Raw genomic sequence first — 23,296 nt, forward strand, 5'->3', positions numbered from 1 at the left:
GGTACTGCAGGGGGGACCCTGTGGGAGAGTAGGACGCCGCCGAACAATCATTGTGGGAAAGCCCCGCACCTTCTGGTGCGGGGCTTTTCTGCGTTTGGGTACTCTGGTCGGGCCATCCCTCTGGCGGACACCTTGTCGTCAGCGCAACCTGTTCCCGTTGCGCCGTCAGTTCGACGCGTACTGCCCGGCCCGTTACGTACCGACCGAGAACACCGACCTGGGATCGCCCCACGCCGCGAAGCTTCGGAACCCGGACCTCAGCTGCCTACCGGATGAGGTCATGGAGGGTGAGGGGAACATTGCCGCGGCGGATCTCGCTCTCATCGCCGTCGAGATCGTCTCGCCCTCCAACCCGGAGAACGACTGGGTGGCCAAACTCGCCGACTACGCGGTCATGCGAATTCCGCTGTACTTGATCGTCGACGCCCGTGATTCCACCGTCACTCTGTTCTCCGAGCCGAACCACGACAGGTATCACACCCGTACGGACCGGAAGTTCGGAGAGACGATCCGTATCCCCCGGCCCCTCGGCTTCGATCTCGACCTGACGCCCTTGAACCCGTATCACTGACCTGGCGTCACCAGGTGCGTGTCGTAGGCCAGGATGACCGCCTGGACGCGGTCCCTCGCGCCGGTCTTCGACAGGATGCGGCCCACGTGGGTCTTCACCGTCGACTCGGCGAGGTGGAGGCGTTCGGCGATCTCCGTGTTCGTCCAGCCCTGGGCGATGACCTTGAGGATCTCGCGTTCCCGGTCCGTGAGGGCCGTGACGCGGGGGTCCTCGCGGGGTTGTCCCGGGGTGGAGGGGAGGTGGTGGATGTAGGCGTCCAGGAGACGGCGGGTCAGACTGGGGGCCACCACCGCGTCTCCGGCCGCGACCGCGCGGATGCCCGCCAGGAGCTCCTCCGGCTGGGCGTCCTTCACCAGGAAGCCGCTGGCGCCGGCGCGGAGGCCCTCGTAGGCGTACTCGTCGAGATCGAAGGTCGTGACGATCAGGACGCGCGTGCGCGCGCCCGTCGCGACGATGCGGCGCGTCGCCTCGATGCCGTCGAGGCCCGGCATCCGGATGTCCATCAGGACGACATCGGGGTGGTACCGCTCCACCATGCGGATCGCCTCGCCGCCGTTCGGGGCCTCGCCGACGACGGTCATGTCGTCCTGGCTCTCCAACAACATGCGGAAGCCGAAGCGTTGCATCGCCTGGTCGTCCGCGATCAGCACCGTCGTCACGAGCGGGAACCCTCCAGCGGGAGTCGGAGTCGTACGCGCCAGCCGCCGTACGGCAGCGGGCCGGCTTCGAGTGTGCCGTCGTAGAGGGCGGCGCGTTCGCGCATGCCGGTAACGCCCTGGCCGGTGCCGACGATGCCCGACTCCGAGGCCCCCGTGTCCGTGACCCCGACCGTCAACTCCTCCTGGCCGTACGAGAGGAGGACGGCCGCCTCGGCATCCGGGCCGGCGTGCTTGAGGGTGTTGGTCAGGGCCTCCTGGATGACCCGGTAGACCGTCAGCTGGGCGCCCGTCGCCAGGGGCTGGGCGTCGCCCCGCGTCTCCGTGCGTACCGGAAGCCCTGCCTTCCGTACCCCGGTGATCAGCGTGTCCAGGTCGGCAAGCGTGGGCTGTGGATCGCGTACGGCCTCTCCGCGCAGCAGACGGCGCAGTTCCGCGAGGGCCTGGCGGCTGGTGGTGCCGATGGCGTCGAGGGCCTCGGCGGCGCGCTCGGGGCTCTTGGCCGCCGCGTACTTGCCGCCGTCCGCCAGACCGGTGATGACCGAGAGGTTGTGGCCGATGATGTCGTGCATCTCGCGGGCGATCCTGGTGCGTTCGGCCGCCGCGGCCAACTGGGCCTGCTGGTCGCGCTCGACTTCGAGGCGCTCGGCCCGGTCGACCAGGGCGGCCGTGTAGTCCTTGCGGGAGCGGACCGCGATGCCGACCAGGGCGACCATCGCGTACGCCCACAGCGTGGGGACGACGTCCTGGTCCCAACTGCCCTTGGGGTAACGGATCGCACCCACCACCAGCGGCGGTGCGAGCAGGGGGAGCGTCCACAGGAGAGTGCGCAGGGGCAGTCTCAGCGCGATGTGGAAGACGACGAGCAGCTGGAGCAGGCCGGCCTGGAGGAAGGCGCCCGTCCAGTGGCTGACGAGGGAGACGCCGGCCATCACGGCGAGGACGGCCATCGGCCTGCGGCGCCGCCACAACAGCGGTAGGGAGAAGGCCAGGCTCATGGCGACGACGAGCGGGACGGGCAGGGACGGGTCGCGGGCGATGTTCCGCCATCCGCCGGTCGCGTCGATCAGGGCGGCCGAGGTCCAGAAGGCGGTGAGCAGCCCGTCCCAGGCCCAGGGGCGGCGGGCGTCGAAGGCCCGTACCCGCTGGGTCAGACGCTGGATGTACCGGCTGAGGGGTTCCTCTTCCGTGCCGGGCTGCTTCTCCGTGATCACGCGTTCATCCTCGTACGTCGGGGCCTTATACGTCTCGGCGCTTCAGCAGGATCGTGGGGACGATCAGGGTTGCCGCCGCCCACAGGCACAGGGCGAGCAGCGCGCCGCCGGGAGAGGCGGCGTCCGGCATCGGGTCGGCGGAGCCGAGGACTCCCGCGGCCTGGGTGGGGAAGTACCTGATGGCGGTGGAGACGGCGTCGTACGGGAGCATCCCGAGGACCTCGGGGAGGATCAGGACGCCGCCGATGAAGGCCCCGATGCCGCCCGGCACCGAACGCAGCGCCGCGCCGAGGCCGAGGGCGATCAGGCTGAGCAGGGTGACTCCGGCGGCGTTGCCCGCGATGGCGGCCAGGACGCCGTCGTCGGCGAGGGAGGCGGCCTGGTCGGTGTCGGAGAGGAAGATCTGCGCGGTGAGGAAGGTGACCAGGGCGGTCACGAAGGAGACCGTGAACACGACGGCGGTGAAGACGGCGGCCTTGGCCCACAGCACCGGTGTGCGGCGCGGAACGGCGGTCGACGAGGCTCTGATCAGGCCGGTGGAGTACTCGCCGGCGGTGACGAGGATGCCGAGGACGGCCAGGCAGATTCCGCCGAGTTGGGAGCCGTAGAGGGTGAGGACGACCGTGTCGACGTCGGAGTCGCCGCCGTCGGAGGTGTAGGTGGCGCCCATGAGGATGCCGACGCCGAGGAGGAACGCGACCGAGGCGAGAACGGTGATCCAGGTCGAGCGGACCGTCCACAGCTTGTGCCATTCGGAGCGCAGGACGCGGAGGGGGGTGACGCGGTACGTGCCGGTGGTCGTCGTGCTCATGCTGCTGCTCCCTGGTATTCGACCGAGTCGTGGGTGAGGTCCATGAACGCCTGCTCCAGCGAGGCGGTCTGCGGGGTCAGTTCGAAGAGCGGCACGCCGTGGGAGGCGGCCGCGCGGCCGATGTCCGCGGCTTCGACGCCGGTGACCCTGAGGGTGTCGGAGGCCTCGGTGACGACGCGCGCCGTCGGAAGGAGGGCGCTGAGGCGGTCCGCCTCGGGGGTGACGACCTTGACGGAGGCGCCGCCCGAATCGCGGACGAGCGCGTCGACGGTGGTGTCGGCGAGGAGGCGGCCCTTGCCGATGACGATGAGGTGGTCGGCGGTCAGCGCCATCTCGCTCATCAGGTGGGAGGAGACCAGGACGGTACGGCCCTCGGCGGCGAGGGACTTGAGGAGGGTGCGGATCCACAGGACGCCCTCGGGGTCGAGGCCGTTGACGGGCTCGTCGAGGACGACGGTCTCCGGGTCGCCGAGCAGCGCGGCGGCGATGCCGAGGCGCTGGCCCATGCCGAGCGAGAAGCCCTTGACGCGTCGGCGGGCGACCTCGGTGAGGCCGGTGAGGCCGAGGACGTGCTCGACGCGGGAGCGCGGGATGCCGTGGGTGTGGGCGAGCGCCATGAGGTGGTGGAACGCGGAGCGGCCGGGGTGGATGGAGCGGGCTTCGAGGAGCGCGCCGACCTGGGTGAGGGGTGCGGGGTGGGCGGCGTAGGGGCGGCCGGCGATGGTGGAGCGGCCCCGGGTGGGGGCGTCGAGGCCGAGGAGCATCCGCAGGGTGGTGGACTTGCCGGCGCCGTTGGGGCCGAGGAAGCCGGTGACGGCGCCGGGGCGGACGGTGAAGCTGAGGTCCTGGACGACGGTCCTGGCGCCGTACCGCTTGGTGAGTTCTTCTGCTCGGATCATGTCCACGACGCTACGGAGCGGGCGGCGGCGGATCGTCCGACCGTGGGCGGGAGCGCGGCGGGGGACGTAGTACCGGGGTACGACGGGAAGAAAGAGCTTGTCGGAGGTGGTGCGCGGCGGCGAGGATCGTGCCCATGAACTACTCGATACGTGTCATCCGCGCCGACGAATGGGAGAGGACCCGGGAGATCCGGCTCGCCGCCCTCCGGGACCCGGTGGCGAGGATCGCCTTCCTCGACACCCATGAGGACGCTGCCGCCCGGCCCGACTCGTTCTGGCGGGAGCGGGCGGAGGGCGCGTCCGAGGGCGGGACGAGCGTCCGTCAGTTCGTGGCCGAGGCGGCGGACGGGAGCTGGGTGGGCACGATCTCCGTGCTGGTGGAGCGGCCCTCGGACGAGGTGCGGTTCGGCGAGGCGGCGAAGGTCGACCAGACGCACATCGTGGGCGTGTACGTCCGGCCGGAGGCCCGCGGCACGGGGGTGACCGAGGCGTTGTTCCGGGCGGGTGTGGAGTGGTCCTGGTCCCTGCCGGAGCCGGCGGTGCGGCGGGTGCGGCTGTACGTGCACGAGGAGAACGCGCGGGCCGCCGCGTTCTACCGCCGGTTCGGTTTCGAGGCGACGGGGGACCGGGTGGCGGTGCCGGGCGACGACTCCGCTCACGAGCTGGAGTACGAGATCCGACGGCCGGTGGCGTAGTCGGGACCGGGCGGCCGGTGGCATGGCGCCGGGCCTGTGCGCTCCGGTGTGGCTTCCGTCCGTCCCGCGGTCAGGGCTGGGGCAGGGGCTCCGGCCAGCGGGCTCGGGCCTGTTCCTGTGAGCGGAGCAGGACCAGGGTCGGCAGGCCCTGCTCCTGGCCGCTCGCGAGGAGCTCCGGGAGCCGGGGAAGGGGTGCCACCGCGGCGACGTCGTCGAGCACGAGCGTGAGTGGTGGGTCGAGCCGACCGTCGGATGACCGTGCGGCCATGCGGCGGCCGTGCTCGACCACGCTTGCGGTCAGGGCGGTGAGCAGCGGCATCGCGCCGGGGCGGGTGCGCGGGTCCTCGATGGTTTCACCGACCACATAGAGGGTGCCCCCTTCGGCGACGAAAGATTCCAGCGTCAGGGAATCCGTTCGATTCGGGGTGCAGGCTTCCCTGATGTGGATCGACGAGAGCGCGGAAAGCGCGCGGGCGGTCAACTCCTGGGCGATCTCCCGGCGTTCCGGGTGGGCGGTGAGCGCGGACTCCAGGAGTCCGGCGTGGCCGGAGGCCGCCTTGGGGTGCGTGCGGAGGATCCGTACGGGCTCGTGGGCTCCCGCGCCCTGCGCCCAGCGGTGGACCTGTTTGAAGGGGCGGTCGTCGAGCGCGGCGGCGTGCAGCCAGCAGCGCAGGAGCGTTTCCGCGGTGTCGGCGACGGCCGCGTCCAGGCGGGACGGCGGGCGTACGGGGGCGAGCAGCGCGACCGCGCGGTCCTGGGCCGTGGCGGGATCCTCGCAGCCGGCGGACGGGGACCAGTGGAGGCGGGCGGGGGTGTCGCAGAGGTGGCCGGGGTCGTAGACGAGGACGGGACCGAGCTTGCCGCGGGCGTCCTTGGTGTCGGACCAGACGGTGGGGTCGGAGGTGACGACGAGGGCGGGGCCCTCGGCGTCCTGGACGGCCTGGAGCGCCGCGGGGCGGCGTGCGGCGGGGTCGCCGTAGAGAAGGCGGGGCGTCCGGGGTGAGGGGACGACCGGCTGGAGCGTGAGGACGGCCGGGTCGGCGGCCCGGTCGGCAGAGTCGGCAGAGTCGGCAGCCATGGCGGCGGGCGGGGGAGCCGGAGCTGCCGGCGGGGTTGCCGGCTGCGTGCCGGTGTCGGGTCGGGGTGCCGGTTCCGCGACGGGCTGAGGGGTGTGGTGCGGTGCCGGGTGGGCGGCCGGTGGTGCCTGGTGCGGTGCCGGGTGGGCGGCCGGTGGTGCCGGGTGGGCGGCCGGTGGTGCCTGGTGCGGTGTGGGCTGGGCGGTCTGGGGCGCGGTCGTTGCCGCCGTCGTGTCGTGGGCCGGGCGTCTGCCCGCCCGTACCGCTCTCCACCGGGCCAGCGTCCCCACCACGAACACCGTGAGGACCACGAGCACCATCAGCTCGCCGATGAGCAGGCCCCAGAACAGGCCGTACCCCGACAGCTCGCCCGCCGGGGTGCCGGGCCATGCGGCCGGCAGGTCCTGCGGGTTGCCGATCAGGGCGCGTACGGCCATCGGAGTCCTGGTGAAGGTGACCCCGTCCGGCCAGCCGCCCTTGGAGAGCAGGGCGGCCAGGCCGGTGGCCGTCCAGACGAGGACGGTCAGCGCGAGGACGAAGCCGACGAGGCCGATGACGAGCCCGTCCGGGATCCCGCCCTGCTGTCGGTCCTGACGGTCCTTCGACATCTCACGCCACCGTCGACCGCGAGGTGTCGTTCAGCTGCTGCTCCATGAGTGCGGCGCGCTGCTCCGTCTCCCATTCCAGCTCCGGGTCGACGGACGACTCCGTCATGGCGCGGTCGGTGTAGACGAGCGGCCGTTCCTTCTCGGTGATGAGGTGTTTGACCACCTGCACATTGCCGTTGACGTCCCAGACGGCGATGCCGGGGGTGAGCGTCGGGATGATCTCGACCGCCCACCTCGGTAGGCCGAGCACCCGTCCCGTCGCCCGCGCCTCGTCGGCTTTCTGGGCATAAATGGTCCTGGTCGAAGCCATCTTGAGGATGGCCGCGGCCTCTCTGGCAGCCGCTCCGTCGACGACGTCCGAGAGGTGGTGGACGACCGCGACGAAGGACAGGCCGAGGCGTCGGCCGAACTTCAGCAGGCGCTGGAACAGCTGCGCCACGAAGGGGCTGTTGATGATGTGCCAGGCCTCCTCGACCAGGAAGATGCGCTTCTTCCGGTCGGGGCGGATCCAGGTGTGCTCCAGCCAGACGCCGACGATCGCCATGAGGATCGGCATGGCGATGGAGTTGCGGTCGATGTGGGACAGATCGAAGACGATGAGCGGCGCGTCGAGGTCGATGCCGACGGTGGTCGGACCGTCGAACATGCCGCGCAGGTCGCCGTCGACCAGCCGGTCGAGGACGAGCGCGACGTCCAGGCCCCAGGCGCGTACATCGTCTATGTCGACGTTCATCGCCTCGGCCGACTCCGCCTCCGGGTGGCGGAGCTGTTCGACGATATCGGTGAGGATGGGCTGGCGGTCGGTGATGTGTTCGTTGACGTACGCGTGGGCGACCTTGAGCGCGAAGCCGGAGCGCTCGTCGAGGCCGTGGCCCATCGCGACCTCGATGATCGTCCGGAGCAGGGCCAGCTGCCCGGTCGTGGTGATCGACGGGTCGAGCGGGTTGAGCCGGATGCCGGCGTCGACGGCGACCATCGGGTCGAGGCGGATGGGAGTTATCCCCAGCTCCTGGGCGATGAGGTTCCATTCGCCGACGCCGTCCTCGCCCTGGGCGTCGAGGACGACGACCTGGCGGTCGCGGAACCGCAACTGCCGCAGGACGTACGTCTTCTCCAGCGCGGACTTGCCGTTGCCTGACTCGCCGAGGACCAGCCAGTGGGGGGCGGGGAGCTGCTGGCCGTACAGCTGGAACGGGTCGTAGATGTAGCCCTTGCCGCTGTAGACCTCGCGGCCGATGATCACGCCGGAGTCGCCGAGGCCGGGTGCGGCGGTCGGCAGGTAGACGGCCTGGGCCTGGCCGGTGGAGGTACGGACGGGCAGACGGGTCGTCTCCACCTTGCCGAAGACGAAGGACGTGAAGGCATCGGTGAGGGCGGAGAGTGGATCTCGCATCAGTCTGGCCCCTTAGCGGCGGATGCCGGTGGCGAACGGCAGCGTGTTCACGAAGGCCCGGTGGTGCTCGCGGTCGCACCACTCCAGCTTCAGGTACGACTTGCCCGCGGAGGCCCGGATCGTGCGCTTGTCCCTGGCCAGGGCCTCGGGCGAGCGCGAGGACACCGTGATGTACCCGACGAGGTTGACGCCCGCGGCGCCGCTGGCGAGGTCTTCGCCGCGCTGGTCGAGGCGGCCGTGTGCGGCGATGTCGCGCGGGTCGACCGTGCGGTTCATCTTGGCCTGTCGGGACGCCTCTGCCTCGTCGTTGGTCTTCTCGGTGAGCATCCGCTCGATGGCGACCTCGGTGGGTTCGAGGTCCATGGTCACGGCGACCGTACGGATCACGTCCGGGGTGTGGACGAGCAGCGGGGCGAGGAAGTTGACGCCGACGGGGGTCATCGGCCACTCCTTCACCCAGGCGGTGGCGTGGCACCAGGGGGCGCGGGTGGAGGACTCGCGGGTCTTGGCCTGGAGGTAGGTGGGCTCCATGGCGTCGAGTTCGGCGGGCCAAGCGTTTCGTTTCGTCATGGCCTGGATGTGGTCGATGGGGTGGTCCGGGTCGTACATGGAGTGCACGAGGGAGGCGAGCCGGGACTGTCCGAGGGGCTGGCGTACGCGGATGTCGGCCTCGGCGAGGCGGGCGCAGATGTCGGTGAGCTCGCGGGCCATGACGACGGCGAGGCCGCCGTCGCGGTCGAGCCTGCGGGTGCCGGAGGTGTGGCGGGCGGCGCGGGCCATGGCGTTCGCCTCGGCGGCGAGTTCGCGGGTGTAGTGCATGCAGGCCACGAGGTAGGCGCGGTGCTGCTCGCTGGAGGTGGAGACCATCGACTGGAGCTGTTCGTACGACTCCTGGAGCCAGGCCGGGGCGTTCGGGTCGCCGCGCTGGCCGACGTCCTTGGCGTGGGCGTCGGGGTCGGCGGGGAGGGTGCGGGCGAGCATCTGGAGGCGGGTGACGAAGCCGTCCCCGTTGGCGACGTGCTTCAGGAGCGTGCCGAAACGGTCCACCAGCGCTTCCTGGTCCTCGCTGTCGCGCAGGCCGACGCCGGGGCCCTCGATCTCGATGGCGGCGGTGACGGTGCGGCGGTCGGCGTGGAGGAGGACGGCGATCTCGTCGGGGCCGAAGGGGGCGGAGAGCCAGCTGATCCGGCCGATGCCCGGCGGCGGGCCGATCTCGACCTCGCGGCCGTCGAGCCGGGTGCCGGCTTCGGCGGCGGCGGAGCGGTAGGCCGTGCCGCGCTTCAGGCTCCGCTTGTAGCTGCGGTTGATCTCGAACCATTTGTAGAAGGTTCGGTGCTTGTACGGGACGTACACGGCGGCCAGCGCCAGCATCGGGAAGCCGGTGAGCAGCACGATCCGCAGGGTGAGGACGGGGACGAGGAGTCCGCTCATCATGCCGAGGAACGCACCGGCGATGATCAGGGCGATCTCGCCGGATTCGCGGTTCTTGCCGACGATCGCGTTCGGCCGGGCGCGGCCGATGAGATACGTACGGCGGGGCGTGACCGGCTGGGACTGGGTCGTCAACGCCCTCCACCTCCAGTGCTTCCTGTGTTGTTGCGGTTGCTGTGCGGGGTGCCCGATGTCGGGCTGCTGCTACGCGGCGGGGGTGCGGCGGAGGGGACAGATCCGCCGCCGCCCCCGGCCGAGCCCCCGCGGCTGCTGTGGGCGGCGACGCCGCCCGAGAGGGGGTTGGCGGGGCGCGGGGCGTTGTGGGAACCGTTGGCGTTGTTGCCTCCGCCGTCGCCGCGGGCGCTGTGGGTCTTGATGCCCTGGGAGACGAGGGAGGCGGGGGAGGAGATGACGGCGGCGGCGGCGTTCTCGCCGGCGCGGTGGAGGCGGTTGTTGCGGGAGGCGACGATCTCGTCACCGAAGCCGGGGACGAAGCGGTAGATCATCGCGGAGGCGAAGATGGCGAGCAGGATGATCGCGAGTCCGGAGACGACGGCGGAGAACGAGTCGGGGCCGGTCCCGGAGGAGAGCGCCCCGGCGAGGCCGAGGACGATGACGATGACCGGCTTGACGAGGATCACCGCGATCATGATCCCGGCCCAGCGGCGGACGTGGCCCCACATGTTCTTGTCGACGAGACCGGAGTAGACGATCACGCCGAGGAGGGCGCCGACGTAGAGCAGGACGGCGCGCAGGAACAGCTCGAGGTAGAGCACGCCGGCGGCGAGGATGCTGACCAGCGAGACGATGATCAGCATGATGGGCCCGCCGCCGATGCTGTCGCCCTTCTGGAGCGCCTCCTTGAAGCTGCCGAAGAAGACGTCGGTCTGCTGGCCGGTGCCGGAGGCGATGACCTCGGTGACGGCGTCGGTGGCGTTGACGACGGTGTAGAGGATCAGCGGGGTGAAGGCGGAGGCGAGGACGGTCAGCCAGAGGAAGCCGATGGCCTCGGAGATGGCGGTGGTGAGGGGCACGCCGCGGATGGCGCGCTTGGCGACGGCGAGGAGCCAGAGGAGCAGGGTGAGGACGGTCGCGGCGGCGAAGACGATGGCGTAGCGGCCGAGGAACTCGAGGTTGGTGAAGTCGACGTCGGCGGTCTCCTTGACGGCCTGGGAGAGCTTGTCGACGATCGCGACGGCGGCGTCGGCGCAGCCGCGGGCGAGGGAGGAGAGGGGGTCTAGGGCGGCGGTGGGGTCGCTGAGCCCCGGACGGCTGGTGCCGCCGCTTGTCTGGCCGTCCTCGCAGAGGTCCCTGGCCTGGCCCACGATGAGGTCGCACGGATTGTTGCTGGCGCTCGGCGACGGCGTGGGTGTCGGAGTCGGTGCCGCGAGAGCCGGCGTCGCCGCCAGGACGAGCGCGGGCGGGAGCGCGGCGACGAGCGCGGTGACGGAGGGGACGCGAAGGCGTCGGTCAGCGGGCATAGGTGAAGCCTCCGTATCCCTCGACGGCCTTGGCGATCTCGTCAGCGGTGGACGCGCGGTTGTCGCCGTTGACCGGTGTGGGGCCCTCGGTCTGCTTCGACGACGTGATCCTCCAGTCGTTCCCGACCCACTTGAGCGACTGGGTGAGGGTGAACCAGGTGGACGTCACCGGCTTGGTGGACCCTTCGCCGGCCAGGCCGACGAGGCCCGTGCACCAGACCTCGACCGTCGCCGAGTCGTTGGTGAAGGCGAGCACCTTCGAACCCACGGGGACCGTGCGCGACACGAACGTCAGTCCTGTGGGGGCCGCGCCGTTGGCATCGAGGCCGACGGCGGCCAGGAAGCCCTGCGAGTAGGACGCGTCCAGGCTCTTGACCAGGCCGGTGACGACCGCGGGGTCGTGGGTGGCATGGATGATGTCCCGTCGAGGACCTGGCTGGAACATCCCGTCCGACCCCAGCGCCACCGCGTAGTTCGACGCCGCGCTCTGCGCCCCCTGTTCGTCCCGGGCGAAGCCCTTCGGGATCTGGCCGTTCTTGCCCGTCACCGGGGGGACGCCCGTCGCTGCCGTCGGGGTGTCCGTGCCCGAGGACTTGTCCCGGGACGAGCCCGTCGTCGCCGTGTCGTCGCCGTTGCCTCTGTTGGCGAAGGCGATCGCGGCGATCAGCAGGACCACCACGCCCACGACCGTGATGAGCGAGCGCGAGTTGCGGGCCGGCTGGCGGCGGGCGCCGCCGTAGACGTCGCCGGTGCCGCCCTCGGGGAGGCGCGTGCGGGTCTGGCCCGAGCCGCCGAAGCCGTCGTTGTCGTCGCCGAGGCTCATGGCGAGCACGCCCTCTCAACCGTGTGGTGACTGGACATCAGGAAAGCAACCGACCTCGGTGGTTAGACGGCCATCCCGTACACGATCGTGAACACCGTCCCCAGTGATCCGATGATGAAGACCCCGGTGAGGCCCGCCACGATCAGGCCCTTGCCCTGCTCGGCGCTGAACGTGTCCCTGAGGGCGGTCGCGCCGATGCGCTGCTTCGCCGCGCCCCAGATGGCGATGCCGAGGCAGAGCAGGATCGCCACGGCCATCACGACCTCGATCATCACCTTGGCTTCATTGCCCAGGCTCCCGAAAGGCCCCCAGTTCGGGGCGATTCCACCGATGATGGTGGTGATGTCGCCCTTCTCGGCCGCCAGGTACATGTAACTCACCGCCCCTGTTGGGTAGTTCGTCGCCCCTGCCTGATGGCATGGGTCATCGCCCTATCTTCGCTGATGAAACCGCCCGCGTGTGACGGCTTGACGGCTCTCTTTACCCGATCCCCGCACACATGACCGATCCGACCGTCTTGACCTGCGACGGTGTGGCCGGTTTCCATACGAAGAAGCGTATGGTCACTCTGTGTATCACGGAGGGTGACTCCGGGCAATGACTGTCGTTGTTGCACTCTTGGGGTGGTGCCGGGCGCCGGTCAGGCTCCGGTGCGCGGGCTCCACTCCGCGCTGCGCCAGGTGCCGGTGAGGTACTCCTCGGGGAGCCGGGCGCAGGTGGTGGACGAGTCGACGAAGAGGGTCCGGGTCGTGTCGTGCCAGGCGAGGTCGAACGTGTCGCCCGTCGCGGGGTCCTCGAAGCGGAAGCCGAGCGACAGGGACGCCTTGCTCTGGCGGTGGCGGTCGTTCGTGAGCTTCCAGCCGGCCCCGGTGAACGCCTCGCGCAGCCGCCGGTCGGCGTCGCGGGCCCGGTCGGCCGGGACGGCGGGCACGGACCAGTCGAAGGCGAACGAGGCGACGTCGAGGTCCACCCGGTCGATCGCCCACCGCTCGTAGCAGGTGTGGGCGGTGGTGACCCGGCCGCCCCGCACGGGGGTCGCGGCCGGCAGGTCCATCGCGTCGTAGGCCCACTGGGAGCGCGCCTGCACCCGTGAGACGACGGCGGCGGGGTCGGCGGTCGGGTAGTCCCTGCCGGGCAGGACGGAGCACGCGGTGGCGACGACGGCGGTGAGCGCGACGAGCGCCAGGGCCCGGAAACGGGGCAGCGGGGCGGTGGCGGGTGCGGTGCTCGGCGTCATGGGCGCGACGTTACGGCGCGCCGCTGCGGGGCGGTTGAGTACGCGTACTCAATCGGGGCCCGTGCGGGCCCGCGGAGCGCCGGTGGGTGCGCGACCGGCGCATGCGCTCCGCGGGTCACCTGATCAGCGGGGTGAGCGTCGCCCGTCCGCGTCGGGCCACCCGATCGGCGCGTGGGCGGCGCGTCGGGGATCGCCCCGTGCGGTGCCCCGCCGCCTAGACTGGTCCGGGGCGTACTGCCAGGAGCCGAGGGGTGGTTGACGGTGCGTAAGGCTGGCAAGGCCGGCAAGGTGTGGCTGGTGGCCGGGGGTGTCCTCGGGACGTGCCTCGGCTTCGTCGCGCTGCTCGTCGTCGGGACCTACTCCGCCGCCGCCGGTCTGATCGGTGGCGCGGGTGACGCCAAGAACGGCACCGTCGGGCTCGCCAAGGGGGCCGTCCCGGCCGCGTACCAGGGGCTGGTGCAGAAGTGGGGGAACCTCTGCCCCGCCATCAACCCCGCCCTGCTCGCCGCGCAGCTCTACCAGGAGAGCGGCTGGAACCCGCGGGTCGTCTCGCCGGCCAACGCCATGGGCATCGCCCAGTTCATCCCGGGCACCTGGGCCGGTCACGGCATCGACGGTGACAAGGACGGCGACCGGGACGTCTGGGACCCGGCCGACGCGATCCCGTCCGCCGCCTCGTACGACTGCGAGCTGGCCGGCTATGTGAAGGACGTGCCGGGCGACGCCACGAACAACATGCTCGCCGCCTACAACGCGGGGGCGTACCGGGTCATAAAGTCCGGCGGGGTGCCGCGGATCAGCGAGACGCAGAACTACGTGCGGATCATCCGTTCCCTGGAGAAGAGCTTCGCGCGGCCCCTCGGCCGGGTCGAGCCCTCGCGACAGGCCGCCGGTGCGATCAACTTCGCGCAGCAGAAGCTCGGTACGCCCTATCTCTGGGGCGGTACGGGAACGGCCGCGCAGAATGGCCGATTCGATTGCTCCGGACTGACGCAGGCCGCGTACCGCACCGTCGGTGTCGAGCTGCCGCGCGTCGCGAACGACCAGTACAACGCGGGGCCGCATCCGTCCCGTGCCGAACTGCTCCCGGGGGACCTCGTCTTCTTCTCCGACGATCTGACGAACTCCCGTGCCATCAGGCACGTCGGCATCTACGTCGGCGGCGGCTACATGATCGACGCCCCGCGCACCGGGGCCGTGATCCGCTTCACCAAGATGGACACCCCCGACTACTTCGGGGCGACGCGGGTCACGAAGGAGGGCGCGTCGGCGCTGCCGACACACCTGCCGCAGAGCTGACGTACTGTCGGAGATGGCCGGAACTCTCCGTAAAGCGCAGGCCCTGAGCTGCGACGACGTATCACTCTTCGGTAACGTCGTCGTGATCATCGGGCAGGAGCGGAACGCACGCCTCAGGCGGTTCGTTCCCCGAACTGACCGGCCACGGTCGACTCACGTGACAAGGCAAGGGGCCGCAGCACATGGCTGAACTCGCATCGGATGGTTCGAACCCCGATGTCAGCCTGCTCAGAGACATCAACGGGCTGGCGCGGGACGCCCCGCCGTGGTTCGACCGCGTCATGGAGTTCGTCGGCGAGTACGGGATCATGCTCGGCCTCGTCCTCGTCGCGCTCTGGTGCTGGTGGAGCGTCCGCCGGCGAGGCACGCTGAACGACTCCGTCTCCGCCGTCACGGGGCTCGTCTGGGCGCCGCTCGCCGCGGGTGTCGCGCTGCTGATCAACATCCCGATCCGGGGCTTCGTCGAGCGGCCCCGGCCGTTCAACGACCACGAGGGCCTCGAAGTCCTCGTCGACGGCAAGACCGACTTCTCCTTCGTCAGCGACCACTCCACGATGGCGATGGCGATCGCCGTCGGGATCTTCGTCGCCCACCGGAGGTTCGGTCTCGCCGCCATCGCCCTCGCCTTCGCCGAGGGCTTCTGCCGCGTCTACATGGGCGTGCACTACCCGACCGACGTCATCGGCGGCTTCGCCCTCGGTACGGCGGTCACCCTGCTCCTCGCACCCGTCGCCCACGCCCTGCTGACCCCGGTGATCTCCGCCGTCGCCCGCTCCCGGCACGGCGCCCGGCTGGTCCGCTCCCGCACCGCCGCGAAGCGCTGCCCGGAGCCCGAGGCACTGGACATCCCCGAACCGCGCATCGGATCGGGCGAGAACGACCTGGCCGCCTAGGGCGACGCGCCCCGATCCCGCACCGGCCGGTTCTCCGGCGCGGTCGCGGGCGGGCCTTCGTCAGGCCGGTTTGCCGTCCTCCGGGGCCTCCGCCGACGCCGCGTGCGTCGCCGCCTCCGACCGGGCCTTCTCCCGCGATCTGCGCGCCGGACCCGTCCAGCCACAGCTGCACCGGGCGATCGCGAAGGAGCCGCGTTCCGTCGTGGTCGTGTGATGCGGGGACTGCTGATGCACGGATCCACCGTACTGCGCGTGACGACCGGCCGGGAGCGTCGTTAGGCGGGTCGGGCGGGTCCCGGACAAGCAGCGGCACGGCGTTGGGGGTTGGCAGGCGATGGTGGTGCAGCGGTACGGGCGAGCGGGCGGCTCCCCCGCCGTCGCGGCGGCCCTGGTCGTCGCGGTGGCGACGGGCGGATGCTCCGCCCCCGAGGACGCCAAACCGAGCGGCGATCCGACGAAGACCGTACGGGACGCGGCCGAGGTCCTCACCCGGGCCGGCACCTCCAAGGCGAGCACCAGCATGGAGATGGCCGCCGGCGGAACCCGGGTCACCATCAGGGGCGAGGGCGGATACGACTTCCGCCGCCGCACCGGCCGGATCCAGGTCGTCCTGCCCAAGGACGCCGCCGGGGCCTCGGAGCACCGGCCCATCACCGAGCTGCTCGCACCCGGCGCCCTCTACATGAAGAACCGCGGCGCCGGCGTCCCCGCCGACAAGTGGGTGCGCGTGGACACCACCACCCTCGACGACGGCAACCTCATCACCGGCGGGGCCACCGACCCGGCCGCCGCCGCCGAACTGCTGCGCGGCGCGCAGCGGGTGACCTACGTCGGCGAAGTCGATCTGGCAGGGGTGAAAGTCAGCCACTACCGCGGGATCACGGACATCGCCGCGGCCGCCCGCGTCGCCTCGCCGCAGGTGCGGGGCGCGCTCGCCGCCGCGGCGAAAGGGTTCGCCAAGGACACCGTGCCCTTCGACGCCTATCTCGACCACGAGGGCCGGCTGCGGAAGGTCCGCCACCAGTTCAGCTTCGCCAACAAGGGCCGTACGGTCGCCGTCGCGTCGACGACGCTGCTGTACGGGTTCGGCGCCGCCGTCGACGTACGGCTGCCGGACCGGAAGGACATCTACGCCGGGAAGGTCGAGGTGTAGCGGGGGCCGCGCGCAGGCCATTCCCAAATGGTCCGGACGTGTCATGCGCGGTGCGTACCGCGCTCCCTACGCTGGGAGACCGACTCCGGCAGGAAGAGGTGAATGCGCGTGGCTCCGCCCAGTACCGCGACAGTGCCCACTGACCAGGACTGCGTCGCACTCGCCGAGATCGAGCTGTGCGGCGAACTGATCATCGCGGCATCGGCGGCCGACGGGGAGCGGCTGAGCGCGGACCGTATCGACGAGGTGCTGCGGGTCGCGACGGAGCGGGCGGACTGCCGCTGACCGACCGGGCCGGGCCGGTCGGCCCGGCCCCGGGAGCTCAGGTGCGCATCATCCGCGCGATGGCCTTGGTGGCCTCCTCGACCTTGGCGTCGATCTCGTCGCCGCCCTTCATCGCCGCGTCGGCGACGCAGTGCCGCAGGTGCTCCTCCAGGAGCTGGAGCGCGAAGGACTGCAGGGCCTTCGTCGAGGCCGAGACCTGCGTGAGTATGTCGATGCAGTACGTGTCCTCGTCGACCATCCGCTGCAGACCGCGGATCTGGCCCTCGATCCGGCGCAGCCGCTTGAGGTGCTCGTCCTTCTGCTTGTGGTAGCCGTGCACGCCGTGGTCGTGGTCGGCGGGCTCGGCGGCCCCGACGGGCTCGGGGGTGAGCTCGGCCGCCTCGGTGGTCGTCATCGCGTCCTCCCGTTGTCCAGAAAGGGTGTGTATACCCCTCGTGGGTATATGGTACCGATCCCCGCCGATCCGGGCGGGGGCCCGTGCAGATCACTGTGCCTGATGGGCGACACTGAAGGGACGCCGGTTAGCCGTGGCCGGATGATGCGCCTAGCATCAGCCTGACCCAACCCAGCACCCCGAGGACCCCACGTGCGATTTCGTCTGACCCCCAGGGAGACGAGCTTCTACGACATGTTCGCCGCGTCCGCGGACAACATCGTCACGGGCTCGAAGCTCCTGATGGAACTGCTCGGAGCGGACACGTCCGCCCGGGCCGAGATCGCAGAGCGGATGCGGGCAGCGGAACACGCCGGTGACGACGCCACCCACGCGATCTTCCACCAGCTGAACTCCTCCTTCATCACGCCGTTCGACCGCGAGGACATCTACTCCCTCGCGTCGTCCCTCGACGACATCATGGACTTCATGGAGGAGGCCGTCGACCTGGTCGTCCTCTACAACGTCGAGGAGCTCCCCAAGGGTGTCGAGCAGCAGATCGAGGTGCTGTCCCGCGCTGCCGTGCTGACGGCCGAGGCGATGCCGAACCTGCGGACGATGTCCAACCTCACCGAGTACTGGATCGAGGTCAACCGGCTCGAGAACCAGGCCGACCAGATCCACCGCAAGCTGCTCGCCCATCTCTTCAACGGCAAGTACGACGCCATCGAGGTGCTGAAGCTCAAGCAGATCGTGGACGTGCTGGAAGAGGCGGCCGACGCCTTCGAGCATGTGGCGAACACCGTGGAGACCATCGCGGTCAAGGAGTCCTGAGGCTTCGTGGACACCTTTGCGCTGATCGTGACCATCGGTGTCGCGCTCGGCTTCACGTATACGAACGGCTTCCACGACTCGGCCAACGCCATCGCCACCTCCGTGTCGACCCGGGCGCTGACCCCGCGGGCGGCGCTGGCGATGGCGGCGGTGATGAACCTCGCCGGAGCCTTCCTCGGCAGCGGGGTCGCGAAGACCGTCAGTGAGGGCCTGATCGAGACGCCGCACGGCGACAAGGGGATGGGCATCCTCTTCGCCGCGCTGGTCGGCGCGATCATCTGGAACCTGGTGACCTGGTACTTCGGTCTGCCGTCGTCCTCCTCGCACGCCCTGTTCGGCGGCATGGTGGGCGCGGCGCTGGCCGGCGGTACGGAGGTCATCTGGGGTGGCGTGCTCGACAAGATCGTCATCCCGATGTTCATCTCCCCGGTCGTCGGCCTCGTCGCCGGCTACCTGGTCATGTGCCTGATCATGTGGATCTTCCGCAAGGCGAACCCGCACAAGGCGAAGCGCGGCTTCCGTATCGCCCAGACGGTGTCGGCGGCGGGCATGGCGCTCGGCCACGGTCTGCAGGACGCGCAGAAGACGATGGGCATCGTGGTGATGGCCCTGGTCATCGCGGACGTGCAGCAGTCGGGCGACGACATCCCGGTGTGGGTGAAGATCGCTTGTGCGGTGATGCTGTCGCTCGGTACGTACGCGGGTGGCTGGCGGATCATGCGGACCCTCGGCCGGAAGATCATCGAGCTCGACCCGCCGCAGGGGTTCGCGGCGGAGACGACGGGCGCGTCGATCATGTTCGGCTCGGCCTTCATCTTCCACGCGCCGATCTCCACGACGCACGTCATCACCTCCGCGATCATGGGTGTGGGGGCGACGAAGCGGGTGAACGCGGTGCGGTGGGGTGTCGCGAAGAACATCATCCTGGGCTGGTTCATCACGATGCCGGCGGCTGCGCTGGTCGCGGCGGCGAGCTTCTACGTGGTGCAGCTGTTCTTCGGCTGACGGCGGGACGGCCCGAGGGCCGGGCATGAGGGCGGGCGCGTCGTGCGCCCGCCCTTCGTGCGTCGGGGCGCCTGCCGCGCGCCCCAGGTCCCGGGGACGCGGCCGCGACGACCGGCGCCGGAGGCCGTGCCCCGGCACCACGCCTCCTGGCTCGCCTCCCGTATCCCTCCCGTATCCGGCGAGGCACTGCGGTCGCCCACGGTGGTTGCCCACGGCGGTTGCCCACGGCGGTCGCCCACGGCGGTCGCCCACGGCGGGCGGACAAAAGGTTCGGGCCCGGCTCCCCTGGTAGGGGAGCCGGGCCCTTGTCGTCCGCGGTGGCACCGCCATGCAGCACCGCGACACGCCACGCGGCTCCGCCGCATGGTCTGTGGGCTATCCGAAGCGGCCGGAGATGTAGTCCTCGGTCGCCTGGACGCTCGGGTTGGAGAAGATGCGCTCGGTGTCGTCCAGCTCGATCAGCTTGCCGGGCTGGCCCACGGCCGAGAGGTTGAAGAACGCCGTACGGTCCGAGACACGGGCGGCCTGCTGCATGTTGTGCGTCACGATGACGATCGTGAAGCGCTCCTTCAGCTCGCCGATCAGGTCCTCGATCGCCAGCGTCGAGATCGGGTCCAGGGCCGAGCAGGGCTCGTCCATCAGCAGGACGTCGGGCTCGACCGCGATCGCGCGGGCGATGCACAGACGCTGCTGCTGACCACCGGAGAGGCCGGAGCCCGGCTTGTTCAGGCGGTCCTTGACCTCGTTCCACAGGTTCGCGCCCTTGAGGGAGCGCTCGACGATGTCGTTGAGCTGGGACTTCTTGTACGAGCCGTTCAGCCGCAGGCCCGCCGCCACGTTGTCGAAGATCGACATCGTCGGGAACGGGTTCGGCCGCTGGAACACCATGCCGACCGTGCGGCGCACGGCGACCGGGTCGACGTGGGAGCCGTACAGGTTCTCGTCGTCCAGCATCACCTTGCCCTCGACGCGGCCGCCGGGGGTCACCTCGTGCATACGGTTCAGGGTGCGCAGGAACGTGGACTTGCCGCAGCCGGAGGGGCCGATGAAGGCCGTCACCGAGCGGGGCTCGACGGTCATGGAGATGTCGTCGATCGCCTTGTGGGCGCCGTAGTAGGCGGAGAGGCCGCTGACGTCGATTCGCTTGGCCATATCAATTCACTTCCAGAGGTGACCGCGGTCAGCGGCCGGTCTTCGGGGCCTTCCAGCGGGCGATGCCGCGGGCCACCAGGTTGAGGATCATGACGAAGGCGATCAGGACGAGCGCAGCGGCCCAGGCACGGGCCACGGCCGCGTCGGTGCCGACCGCGTACTGCTCGTACACGTAGAGCGGCAGGGAGGACTGGGCGCCTTCGAAGGGGTTCGGGTTGATGAGCTTCGTACCGAACACGAGGAGCAGGACGGGGGCCGTCTCACCGGTGATGCGGGCGACCGCGAGCATGACGCCCGTGGTGATGCCGCCGATCGCGGTGGGCAGGACCACCTTCAGGATCGTGCGCCACTTCGGGATGCCGAGTGCGAGGGAGGCCTCGCGCAGCTCGTTCGGGACGAGCTTGAGCATCTCCTCGGTGGAGCGGACCACGACCGGCATCATCAGGATCGCGAGGGCCATCGCGCCGGCGAATCCGGAGGGCCCGAAGCCCAGCATCAGATTCCAGGTGGCGAGGATGAACAGACCCGCGACGATCGACGGGATGCCCGTCATGACGTCGACGAAGAAGGTGACCGCCTGGGCGAGCTTCCCGGTGCCGTACTCGACGAGGTAGACCGCGGTCAGCAGACCGATCGGCGCGGCGATCAGGGTCGCGATGAGGACCTGCTCGATGGTGCCGAGCAGCGCGTGGTAGACACCGCCGCCGGCCTCGGCGTCGAGGACGCCGTTCATCGAGTGAGTCAGGAAGTACGGGTCGAGGACTTCCATGCCCTTGCTGACGGTGACCCACGCGAGGGAGAGCAGCGGGACCACGGCGAGGATGAAGCAGACCCAGACGAGGCTGGTCGCGACCCGGTCCTTGGCCTGGCGGGAGCCCTCGACCTTGGTGGTGATCGCGTACGTCGCGATGACGAAGAACAGCGCGGCGATCAGGCCCCACTGGACGCGGCTGTGCCAGCCGGCCGCGAGACCGAGGCCGACGGCGGCCGCGATCGATCCCAGGGCGACGGCGAACGGGGTCCAGCGGGGGAGCCGGGCGTGCTTGAGCGGGTCGTGGGTGACGACGCTCTTCACGGGCGGACGGTCCTGTACGGCGTGGCTCATGCGTTGGCCCCCGAGTACTCCTTGCGGCGGGCGATGATCCACCGGGCCGCGCCGTTGACCAGCAGGGTGATGACGAAGAGGACCAGGCCGGAGGCGATCAGGGCGTCACGCCCGAACTCGTTGGCCTCGTTGAACTTCGCGGCGATGTTCTGGGCGAAGGTGCCGCCGCCCGGGTCGAGCAGGTGGCCCGAGAGGATGAAGCTGGGCGAGAGCACGACGGCGACGGCCATCGTCTCGCCGAGCGCGCGGCCGAGGCCCAGCATCGAGGCGGAGATGATGCCGGAGCGGCCGAAGGGAAGGACCGACATCCGGATGACCTCCCAGCGCGTGGCGCCGAGGGCGAGGGCGGCCTCTTCGTGCATCTTCGGGACCTGGAGGAAGACCTCGCGGGTCACGTTGGTGATGATCGGCAGGATCATGATCGCCAGCAGGATGCCCACGGTGAACATGTTGCGGGCGACGCCGTCGCTGGCCTTGTCGAAGATGTAGGTCCAGCCGAAGTACTCGTCGAGCCACTTGTTGAGGCCGTCGAGGTACGGGACCAGGAAGATCGCGCCCCAGAGGCCGTAGATGATGCTGGGCACGGCGGCGAGCAGGTCGACCACGTACGCGAGCGGCTTGGCCAGCTTGCGCGGGGCGTAGTGCGAGATGAAGAGCGCGATGCCGATCGCGACCGGCACGGCGATGACCATGGCGATGATCGACGAGACGACCGTGCCGAACGCCAGGACGGCGATGCCGAAGACGGGCGGGCTGCCGGCCGGGTTCCACTCGAAGGTGGTGAAGAAGTTCGTGGAGTCCTGCGAGATCGCGAGGATCGCGCGGTAGGTGAGGAAGCCCGCGATGGCGGCCATGATCACGAGGAGCGTGATGCCGGATCCGCGGGACAGACCGAGGAAGATCCGGTCTCCGGGGCGGGTGGCGCTCTTGGCGCGCCGGCCCTCTTCTATGGGTGGTGTGGCTGTCGTAACCATTCTGACTCTCCGGTCTGCGGAGTCGTACGGAGGTACGGGCTCCTGGCGGCGGTGCACCGGATGCCGGGGCAGGTCCGTCGGTGGTGGCCGACGGACCGGCTCCGGCCGGGGATCAGGACAGGGTGGGGACGATCTCGCGGACCTTGGCCGCGATCTCGGCCGGCATCGGGGCGTAACCGGCGTCGGACAGGACCTTCTGGCCGTCCTCGCTGATCGCGTAGTTCAGGAACGCCTTCAGGGTCGGCAGGGTCTCCGCCTTGTTGCCCTTGTCGCAGGCGATCTGGTAGGTGACCAGGACGAGCGGGTAGGCGCCCTCGGCCTTGGTCGCGTAGTCGAGGGAGAGGGCCATGTCGCTGCCGCTGCCCTTGACCTTGGCGGCTGCGATGGCCTTCGAGGCGTTCTCCGTGGTCGCGGCGACCGGAGCGGCGGCGCCGGTGTTGACGGAGACCGTGGAGATCTTGTTGGCGGTCGCGTAGGAGAGCTCGAAGTAGCCGATGGAGCCCTCGGCGTCCTTGACCGCGGTGGCGACACCGGAGGAGCCGTTGGCGGCCTGGCCGCCCGGGGCGGGCCACGACTTCGACTTCGGGTCGTGCTTCCACTCGGCCGGGGCGGCGGTGGAGAGGTACTTGCCCAGGTTCTGGGTGGTGCCCGACTCGTCGGAGCGGTGGAACGCCTGGATGTTGCTGTCGGGCAGCTTGGCGCCCGGGTTCAGCTTGGCGATCGCCGGGTCGTTCCACTTCTTGATGTCGGTGTTGAAGATCTTGGCGATGGTGGGGGCGTCGAGGACCAGGTTGTCCACGCCGTCCAGCTTGTAGCCGATGGCGATGGGGCCACCGACCATGGGCAGGTTGACGCCCTTGCCGGTCTTGCAGATCTTCGCCGACTCGGCGACCTCTTCCTCCTTCAGGGCGGAGTCGGAGCCCGCGAAGGCGACCTGGCCCTGGTTGAACTTGGTGATGCCGCCGCCGGAGCCGATGGCCTGGTAGTTGACCTCGACACCCTCACAGGCGGACTGGAAGTTCTTGACCCAGAGGTCCATGGCGTTCTTCTGCGCGGAGGAGCCCGCGGCGAGGAGCTGGCCCTTGGCCCCCTCGCACTTGATGTTCGACGCGGCGGCGGAGGTCTTGTCGCCGTTCGGGGCGGTGCCGCTGTTGTCGTCCGAACCACACGCCGACAGGACGAGGGCGCCGGACACGACGAGGGCACCGATCGCGGAGGCGCGAAGCCCGTTCATGCGCGAAAGCTTCACTTTCGGGTGTTCCTTCCAGAAGCCGCCTGCCGCGGACCGGGTGTCCTGAACGTTCACGGCGGCGTGTGTCGGGGTTGTG

The 23,296-nt window shown here is 70.2% G+C and carries 25 protein-coding genes; 8 read left to right on the plus strand and 17 right to left on the minus strand.

The window, feature by feature from the left end; all coding sequences use genetic code 11:
* Nucleotides 1-52 precede the first annotated feature (52 nt).
* Nucleotides 53-571, plus strand: coding sequence for a Uma2 family endonuclease (locus tag AB0D99_RS34335; RefSeq protein WP_362371657.1), 519 nt, complete (start codon nt 53-55; stop codon nt 569-571).
* On the opposite strand, the gene AB0D99_RS34340 is transcribed toward AB0D99_RS34335, so the two are convergent.
* Genes AB0D99_RS34340 through AB0D99_RS34355 form a run of 4 tightly spaced genes read right to left on the minus strand, consistent with a single transcriptional unit; the run spans nt 565 to nt 4,151 of the window.
* Nucleotides 565-1,230: a response regulator transcription factor gene (locus tag AB0D99_RS34340; RefSeq protein WP_362371660.1), complete on the minus strand. Its 666-nt coding sequence runs from the start codon at nt 1,228-1,230 to the stop codon at nt 565-567. The genes AB0D99_RS34335 and AB0D99_RS34340 overlap by 7 nt on opposite strands.
* Entirely contained in the window at nt 1,227-2,441 is a 1,215-nt protein-coding gene (locus tag AB0D99_RS34345; protein WP_362371663.1) for a sensor histidine kinase, read from the minus strand. Before AB0D99_RS34345 ends, AB0D99_RS34340 begins: the two co-directional genes overlap by 4 nt.
* Nucleotides 2,442-2,466: 25 nt before the next feature.
* Entirely contained in the window at nt 2,467-3,252 is a 786-nt protein-coding gene (locus AB0D99_RS34350) for an ABC transporter permease (RefSeq protein WP_362371666.1), read from the minus strand.
* Nucleotides 3,249-4,151 (minus strand): ATP-binding cassette domain-containing protein, encoded by a 903-nt coding sequence (locus tag AB0D99_RS34355; protein WP_362371669.1) that lies wholly within the window; start codon nt 4,149-4,151, stop codon nt 3,249-3,251. The genes AB0D99_RS34350 and AB0D99_RS34355 overlap by 4 nt, the downstream gene beginning before the upstream one ends.
* A gap of 134 nt (nt 4,152-4,285) precedes the next feature.
* On the opposite strand from AB0D99_RS34355, the gene AB0D99_RS34360 reads away from it, so the two are divergent.
* The gene (locus AB0D99_RS34360; protein WP_362371672.1) at nt 4,286-4,846 is read left to right on the plus strand and encodes a GNAT family N-acetyltransferase; all 561 of its coding nucleotides are present in this window, start codon (nt 4,286-4,288) and stop codon (nt 4,844-4,846) included.
* A gap of 70 nt (nt 4,847-4,916) precedes the next feature.
* On the opposite strand, the gene AB0D99_RS34365 is transcribed toward AB0D99_RS34360, so the two are convergent.
* The 7 genes from AB0D99_RS34365 to AB0D99_RS34395 form a co-directional block, all read right to left on the minus strand.
* Entirely contained in the window at nt 4,917-6,530 is a 1,614-nt protein-coding gene (locus AB0D99_RS34365) for a type IV secretory system conjugative DNA transfer family protein (RefSeq protein WP_362371675.1), read from the minus strand.
* A 1-nt stretch (nt 6,531) separates the two neighbouring features.
* A complete protein-coding gene (locus tag AB0D99_RS34370) occupies nt 6,532-7,923 on the minus strand; it encodes an ATP-binding protein (protein WP_362371678.1) in 1,392 nt (463 codons plus the stop codon).
* 12 nt (nt 7,924-7,935) lie between these two features.
* Nucleotides 7,936-9,489 (minus strand): SCO6880 family protein, encoded by a 1,554-nt coding sequence (locus AB0D99_RS34375; protein WP_362371681.1) that lies wholly within the window; start codon nt 9,487-9,489, stop codon nt 7,936-7,938.
* The gene (locus AB0D99_RS34380; RefSeq protein ID WP_362371684.1) at nt 9,486-10,835 is read right to left on the minus strand and encodes a hypothetical protein; all 1,350 of its coding nucleotides are present in this window, start codon (nt 10,833-10,835) and stop codon (nt 9,486-9,488) included. Before AB0D99_RS34380 ends, AB0D99_RS34375 begins: the two co-directional genes overlap by 4 nt.
* A complete protein-coding gene (locus tag AB0D99_RS34385; RefSeq protein ID WP_362371733.1) occupies nt 10,825-11,658 on the minus strand; it encodes a hypothetical protein in 834 nt (277 codons plus the stop codon). Before AB0D99_RS34385 ends, AB0D99_RS34380 begins: the two co-directional genes overlap by 11 nt.
* Nucleotides 11,659-11,720: 62 nt before the next feature.
* Nucleotides 11,721-12,029 carry a hypothetical protein gene (locus AB0D99_RS34390; RefSeq protein WP_362371736.1) on the minus strand — a complete coding sequence of 103 codons (309 nt, stop codon included), beginning with the start codon at nt 12,027-12,029 and terminating at the stop codon, nt 11,721-11,723.
* Nucleotides 12,030-12,298: 269 nt separating this feature from the next.
* Nucleotides 12,299-12,895, minus strand: a complete 597-nt coding sequence (locus tag AB0D99_RS34395; protein WP_362371687.1) for a hypothetical protein — start codon at nt 12,893-12,895, stop codon at nt 12,299-12,301.
* Between the two features lie 255 nt (nt 12,896-13,150).
* Between AB0D99_RS34395 and AB0D99_RS34400 the strand changes: the two genes are divergently transcribed.
* Nucleotides 13,151-14,194 (plus strand): bifunctional lytic transglycosylase/C40 family peptidase, encoded by a 1,044-nt coding sequence (locus tag AB0D99_RS34400; protein ID WP_362371689.1) that lies wholly within the window; start codon nt 13,151-13,153, stop codon nt 14,192-14,194.
* 182 nt (nt 14,195-14,376) lie between these two features.
* Nucleotides 14,377-15,087: a phosphatase PAP2 family protein gene (locus tag AB0D99_RS34405; RefSeq protein WP_362371692.1), complete on the plus strand. Its 711-nt coding sequence runs from the start codon at nt 14,377-14,379 to the stop codon at nt 15,085-15,087.
* Nucleotides 15,088-15,147: 60 nt separating this feature from the next.
* Here AB0D99_RS34405 and AB0D99_RS34410 read toward each other — a convergent pair whose 3' ends face one another.
* Nucleotides 15,148-15,321, minus strand: a complete 174-nt coding sequence (locus AB0D99_RS34410; RefSeq protein WP_362371695.1) for a hypothetical protein — start codon at nt 15,319-15,321, stop codon at nt 15,148-15,150.
* A 100-nt stretch (nt 15,322-15,421) separates the two neighbouring features.
* Here AB0D99_RS34410 and AB0D99_RS34415 point away from each other — a divergent pair, with 100 nt between their 5' ends.
* Together AB0D99_RS34415 and AB0D99_RS34420 are read left to right on the plus strand one after the other, a co-directional pair.
* On the plus strand, nt 15,422-16,240 hold the full coding sequence (locus tag AB0D99_RS34415) for a hypothetical protein (RefSeq protein ID WP_362371698.1): 819 nt from the start codon (nt 15,422-15,424) through the stop codon (nt 16,238-16,240).
* A 102-nt stretch (nt 16,241-16,342) separates the two neighbouring features.
* Nucleotides 16,343-16,525: a hypothetical protein gene (locus tag AB0D99_RS34420; protein ID WP_362371701.1), complete on the plus strand. Its 183-nt coding sequence runs from the start codon at nt 16,343-16,345 to the stop codon at nt 16,523-16,525.
* Nucleotides 16,526-16,562: 37 nt separating this feature from the next.
* Here the strand turns inward: AB0D99_RS34420 and AB0D99_RS34425 are convergent, their stop codons facing one another.
* The gene (locus AB0D99_RS34425) at nt 16,563-16,919 is read right to left on the minus strand and encodes a metal-sensitive transcriptional regulator (protein WP_362371704.1); all 357 of its coding nucleotides are present in this window, start codon (nt 16,917-16,919) and stop codon (nt 16,563-16,565) included.
* A 192-nt stretch (nt 16,920-17,111) separates the two neighbouring features.
* Here AB0D99_RS34425 and AB0D99_RS34430 point away from each other — a divergent pair, with 192 nt between their 5' ends.
* Entirely contained in the window at nt 17,112-17,732 is a 621-nt protein-coding gene (locus AB0D99_RS34430) for a DUF47 family protein (protein WP_362371707.1), read from the plus strand.
* 6 nt (nt 17,733-17,738) lie between these two features.
* Entirely contained in the window at nt 17,739-18,737 is a 999-nt protein-coding gene (locus AB0D99_RS34435; protein WP_362371710.1) for an inorganic phosphate transporter, read from the plus strand.
* Between the two features lie 375 nt (nt 18,738-19,112).
* On the opposite strand, the gene pstB is transcribed toward AB0D99_RS34435, so the two are convergent.
* From pstB to pstS, 4 genes are all read right to left on the minus strand, one after another.
* Nucleotides 19,113-19,889 carry a phosphate ABC transporter ATP-binding protein PstB gene (pstB, locus tag AB0D99_RS34440; protein ID WP_329118039.1) on the minus strand — a complete coding sequence of 259 codons (777 nt, stop codon included), beginning with the start codon at nt 19,887-19,889 and terminating at the stop codon, nt 19,113-19,115.
* A gap of 28 nt (nt 19,890-19,917) precedes the next feature.
* A complete protein-coding gene (gene pstA, locus AB0D99_RS34445) occupies nt 19,918-20,994 on the minus strand; it encodes a phosphate ABC transporter permease PstA (protein WP_362371713.1) in 1,077 nt (358 codons plus the stop codon).
* Nucleotides 20,991-21,968: a phosphate ABC transporter permease subunit PstC gene (pstC, locus tag AB0D99_RS34450; RefSeq protein ID WP_362371716.1), complete on the minus strand. Its 978-nt coding sequence runs from the start codon at nt 21,966-21,968 to the stop codon at nt 20,991-20,993. Before pstC ends, pstA begins: the two co-directional genes overlap by 4 nt.
* A 112-nt stretch (nt 21,969-22,080) precedes the next feature.
* Complete coding sequence (pstS, locus tag AB0D99_RS34455) at nt 22,081-23,217, minus strand: phosphate ABC transporter substrate-binding protein PstS (protein ID WP_362371719.1); 1,137 nt, start codon at nt 23,215-23,217, stop codon at nt 22,081-22,083.
* Nucleotides 23,218-23,296: the final 79 nt, after the last annotated feature.

The sequence above is a fragment of the Streptomyces sp. NPDC047971 genome (assembly GCF_040653355.1).
Lineage (GTDB): Bacteria > Actinomycetota > Actinomycetes > Streptomycetales > Streptomycetaceae > Streptomyces.

What these genes read in the sequence shown, in the direction of transcription:
- pstA (WP_362371713.1), bottom strand. Translation starts at nt 20,994, where the DNA reads ATGAGCCACGCCGTACAGGACCGTCCGCCCGTGAAGAGCGTCGTCACC.
- AB0D99_RS34405 (WP_362371692.1), top strand. Translation starts at nt 14,377, where the DNA reads ATGGCTGAACTCGCATCGGATGGTTCGAACCCCGATGTCAGCCTGCTC.
- AB0D99_RS34420 (WP_362371701.1), top strand. Translation starts at nt 16,343, where the DNA reads ATGCGCGTGGCTCCGCCCAGTACCGCGACAGTGCCCACTGACCAGGAC.
- pstB (WP_329118039.1), bottom strand. Translation starts at nt 19,889, where the DNA reads ATGGCCAAGCGAATCGACGTCAGCGGCCTCTCCGCCTACTACGGCGCC.
- AB0D99_RS34370 (WP_362371678.1), bottom strand. Translation starts at nt 7,923, where the DNA reads ATGCGAGATCCACTCTCCGCCCTCACCGATGCCTTCACGTCCTTCGTC.
- AB0D99_RS34380 (WP_362371684.1), bottom strand. Translation starts at nt 10,835, where the DNA reads ATGCCCGCTGACCGACGCCTTCGCGTCCCCTCCGTCACCGCGCTCGTC.
- AB0D99_RS34425 (WP_362371704.1), bottom strand. Translation starts at nt 16,919, where the DNA reads ATGACGACCACCGAGGCGGCCGAGCTCACCCCCGAGCCCGTCGGGGCC.
- AB0D99_RS34350 (WP_362371666.1), bottom strand. Translation starts at nt 3,252, where the DNA reads ATGAGCACGACGACCACCGGCACGTACCGCGTCACCCCCCTCCGCGTC.
- AB0D99_RS34355 (WP_362371669.1), bottom strand. Translation starts at nt 4,151, where the DNA reads ATGATCCGAGCAGAAGAACTCACCAAGCGGTACGGCGCCAGGACCGTC.
- AB0D99_RS34390 (WP_362371736.1), bottom strand. Translation starts at nt 12,029, where the DNA reads ATGTACCTGGCGGCCGAGAAGGGCGACATCACCACCATCATCGGTGGA.
- AB0D99_RS34385 (WP_362371733.1), bottom strand. Translation starts at nt 11,658, where the DNA reads ATGAGCCTCGGCGACGACAACGACGGCTTCGGCGGCTCGGGCCAGACC.
- pstC (WP_362371716.1), bottom strand. Translation starts at nt 21,968, where the DNA reads ATGGTTACGACAGCCACACCACCCATAGAAGAGGGCCGGCGCGCCAAG.
- AB0D99_RS34415 (WP_362371698.1), top strand. Translation starts at nt 15,422, where the DNA reads ATGGTGGTGCAGCGGTACGGGCGAGCGGGCGGCTCCCCCGCCGTCGCG.
- AB0D99_RS34395 (WP_362371687.1), bottom strand. Translation starts at nt 12,895, where the DNA reads ATGACGCCGAGCACCGCACCCGCCACCGCCCCGCTGCCCCGTTTCCGG.
- AB0D99_RS34360 (WP_362371672.1), top strand. Translation starts at nt 4,286, where the DNA reads ATGAACTACTCGATACGTGTCATCCGCGCCGACGAATGGGAGAGGACC.
- AB0D99_RS34365 (WP_362371675.1), bottom strand. Translation starts at nt 6,530, where the DNA reads ATGTCGAAGGACCGTCAGGACCGACAGCAGGGCGGGATCCCGGACGGG.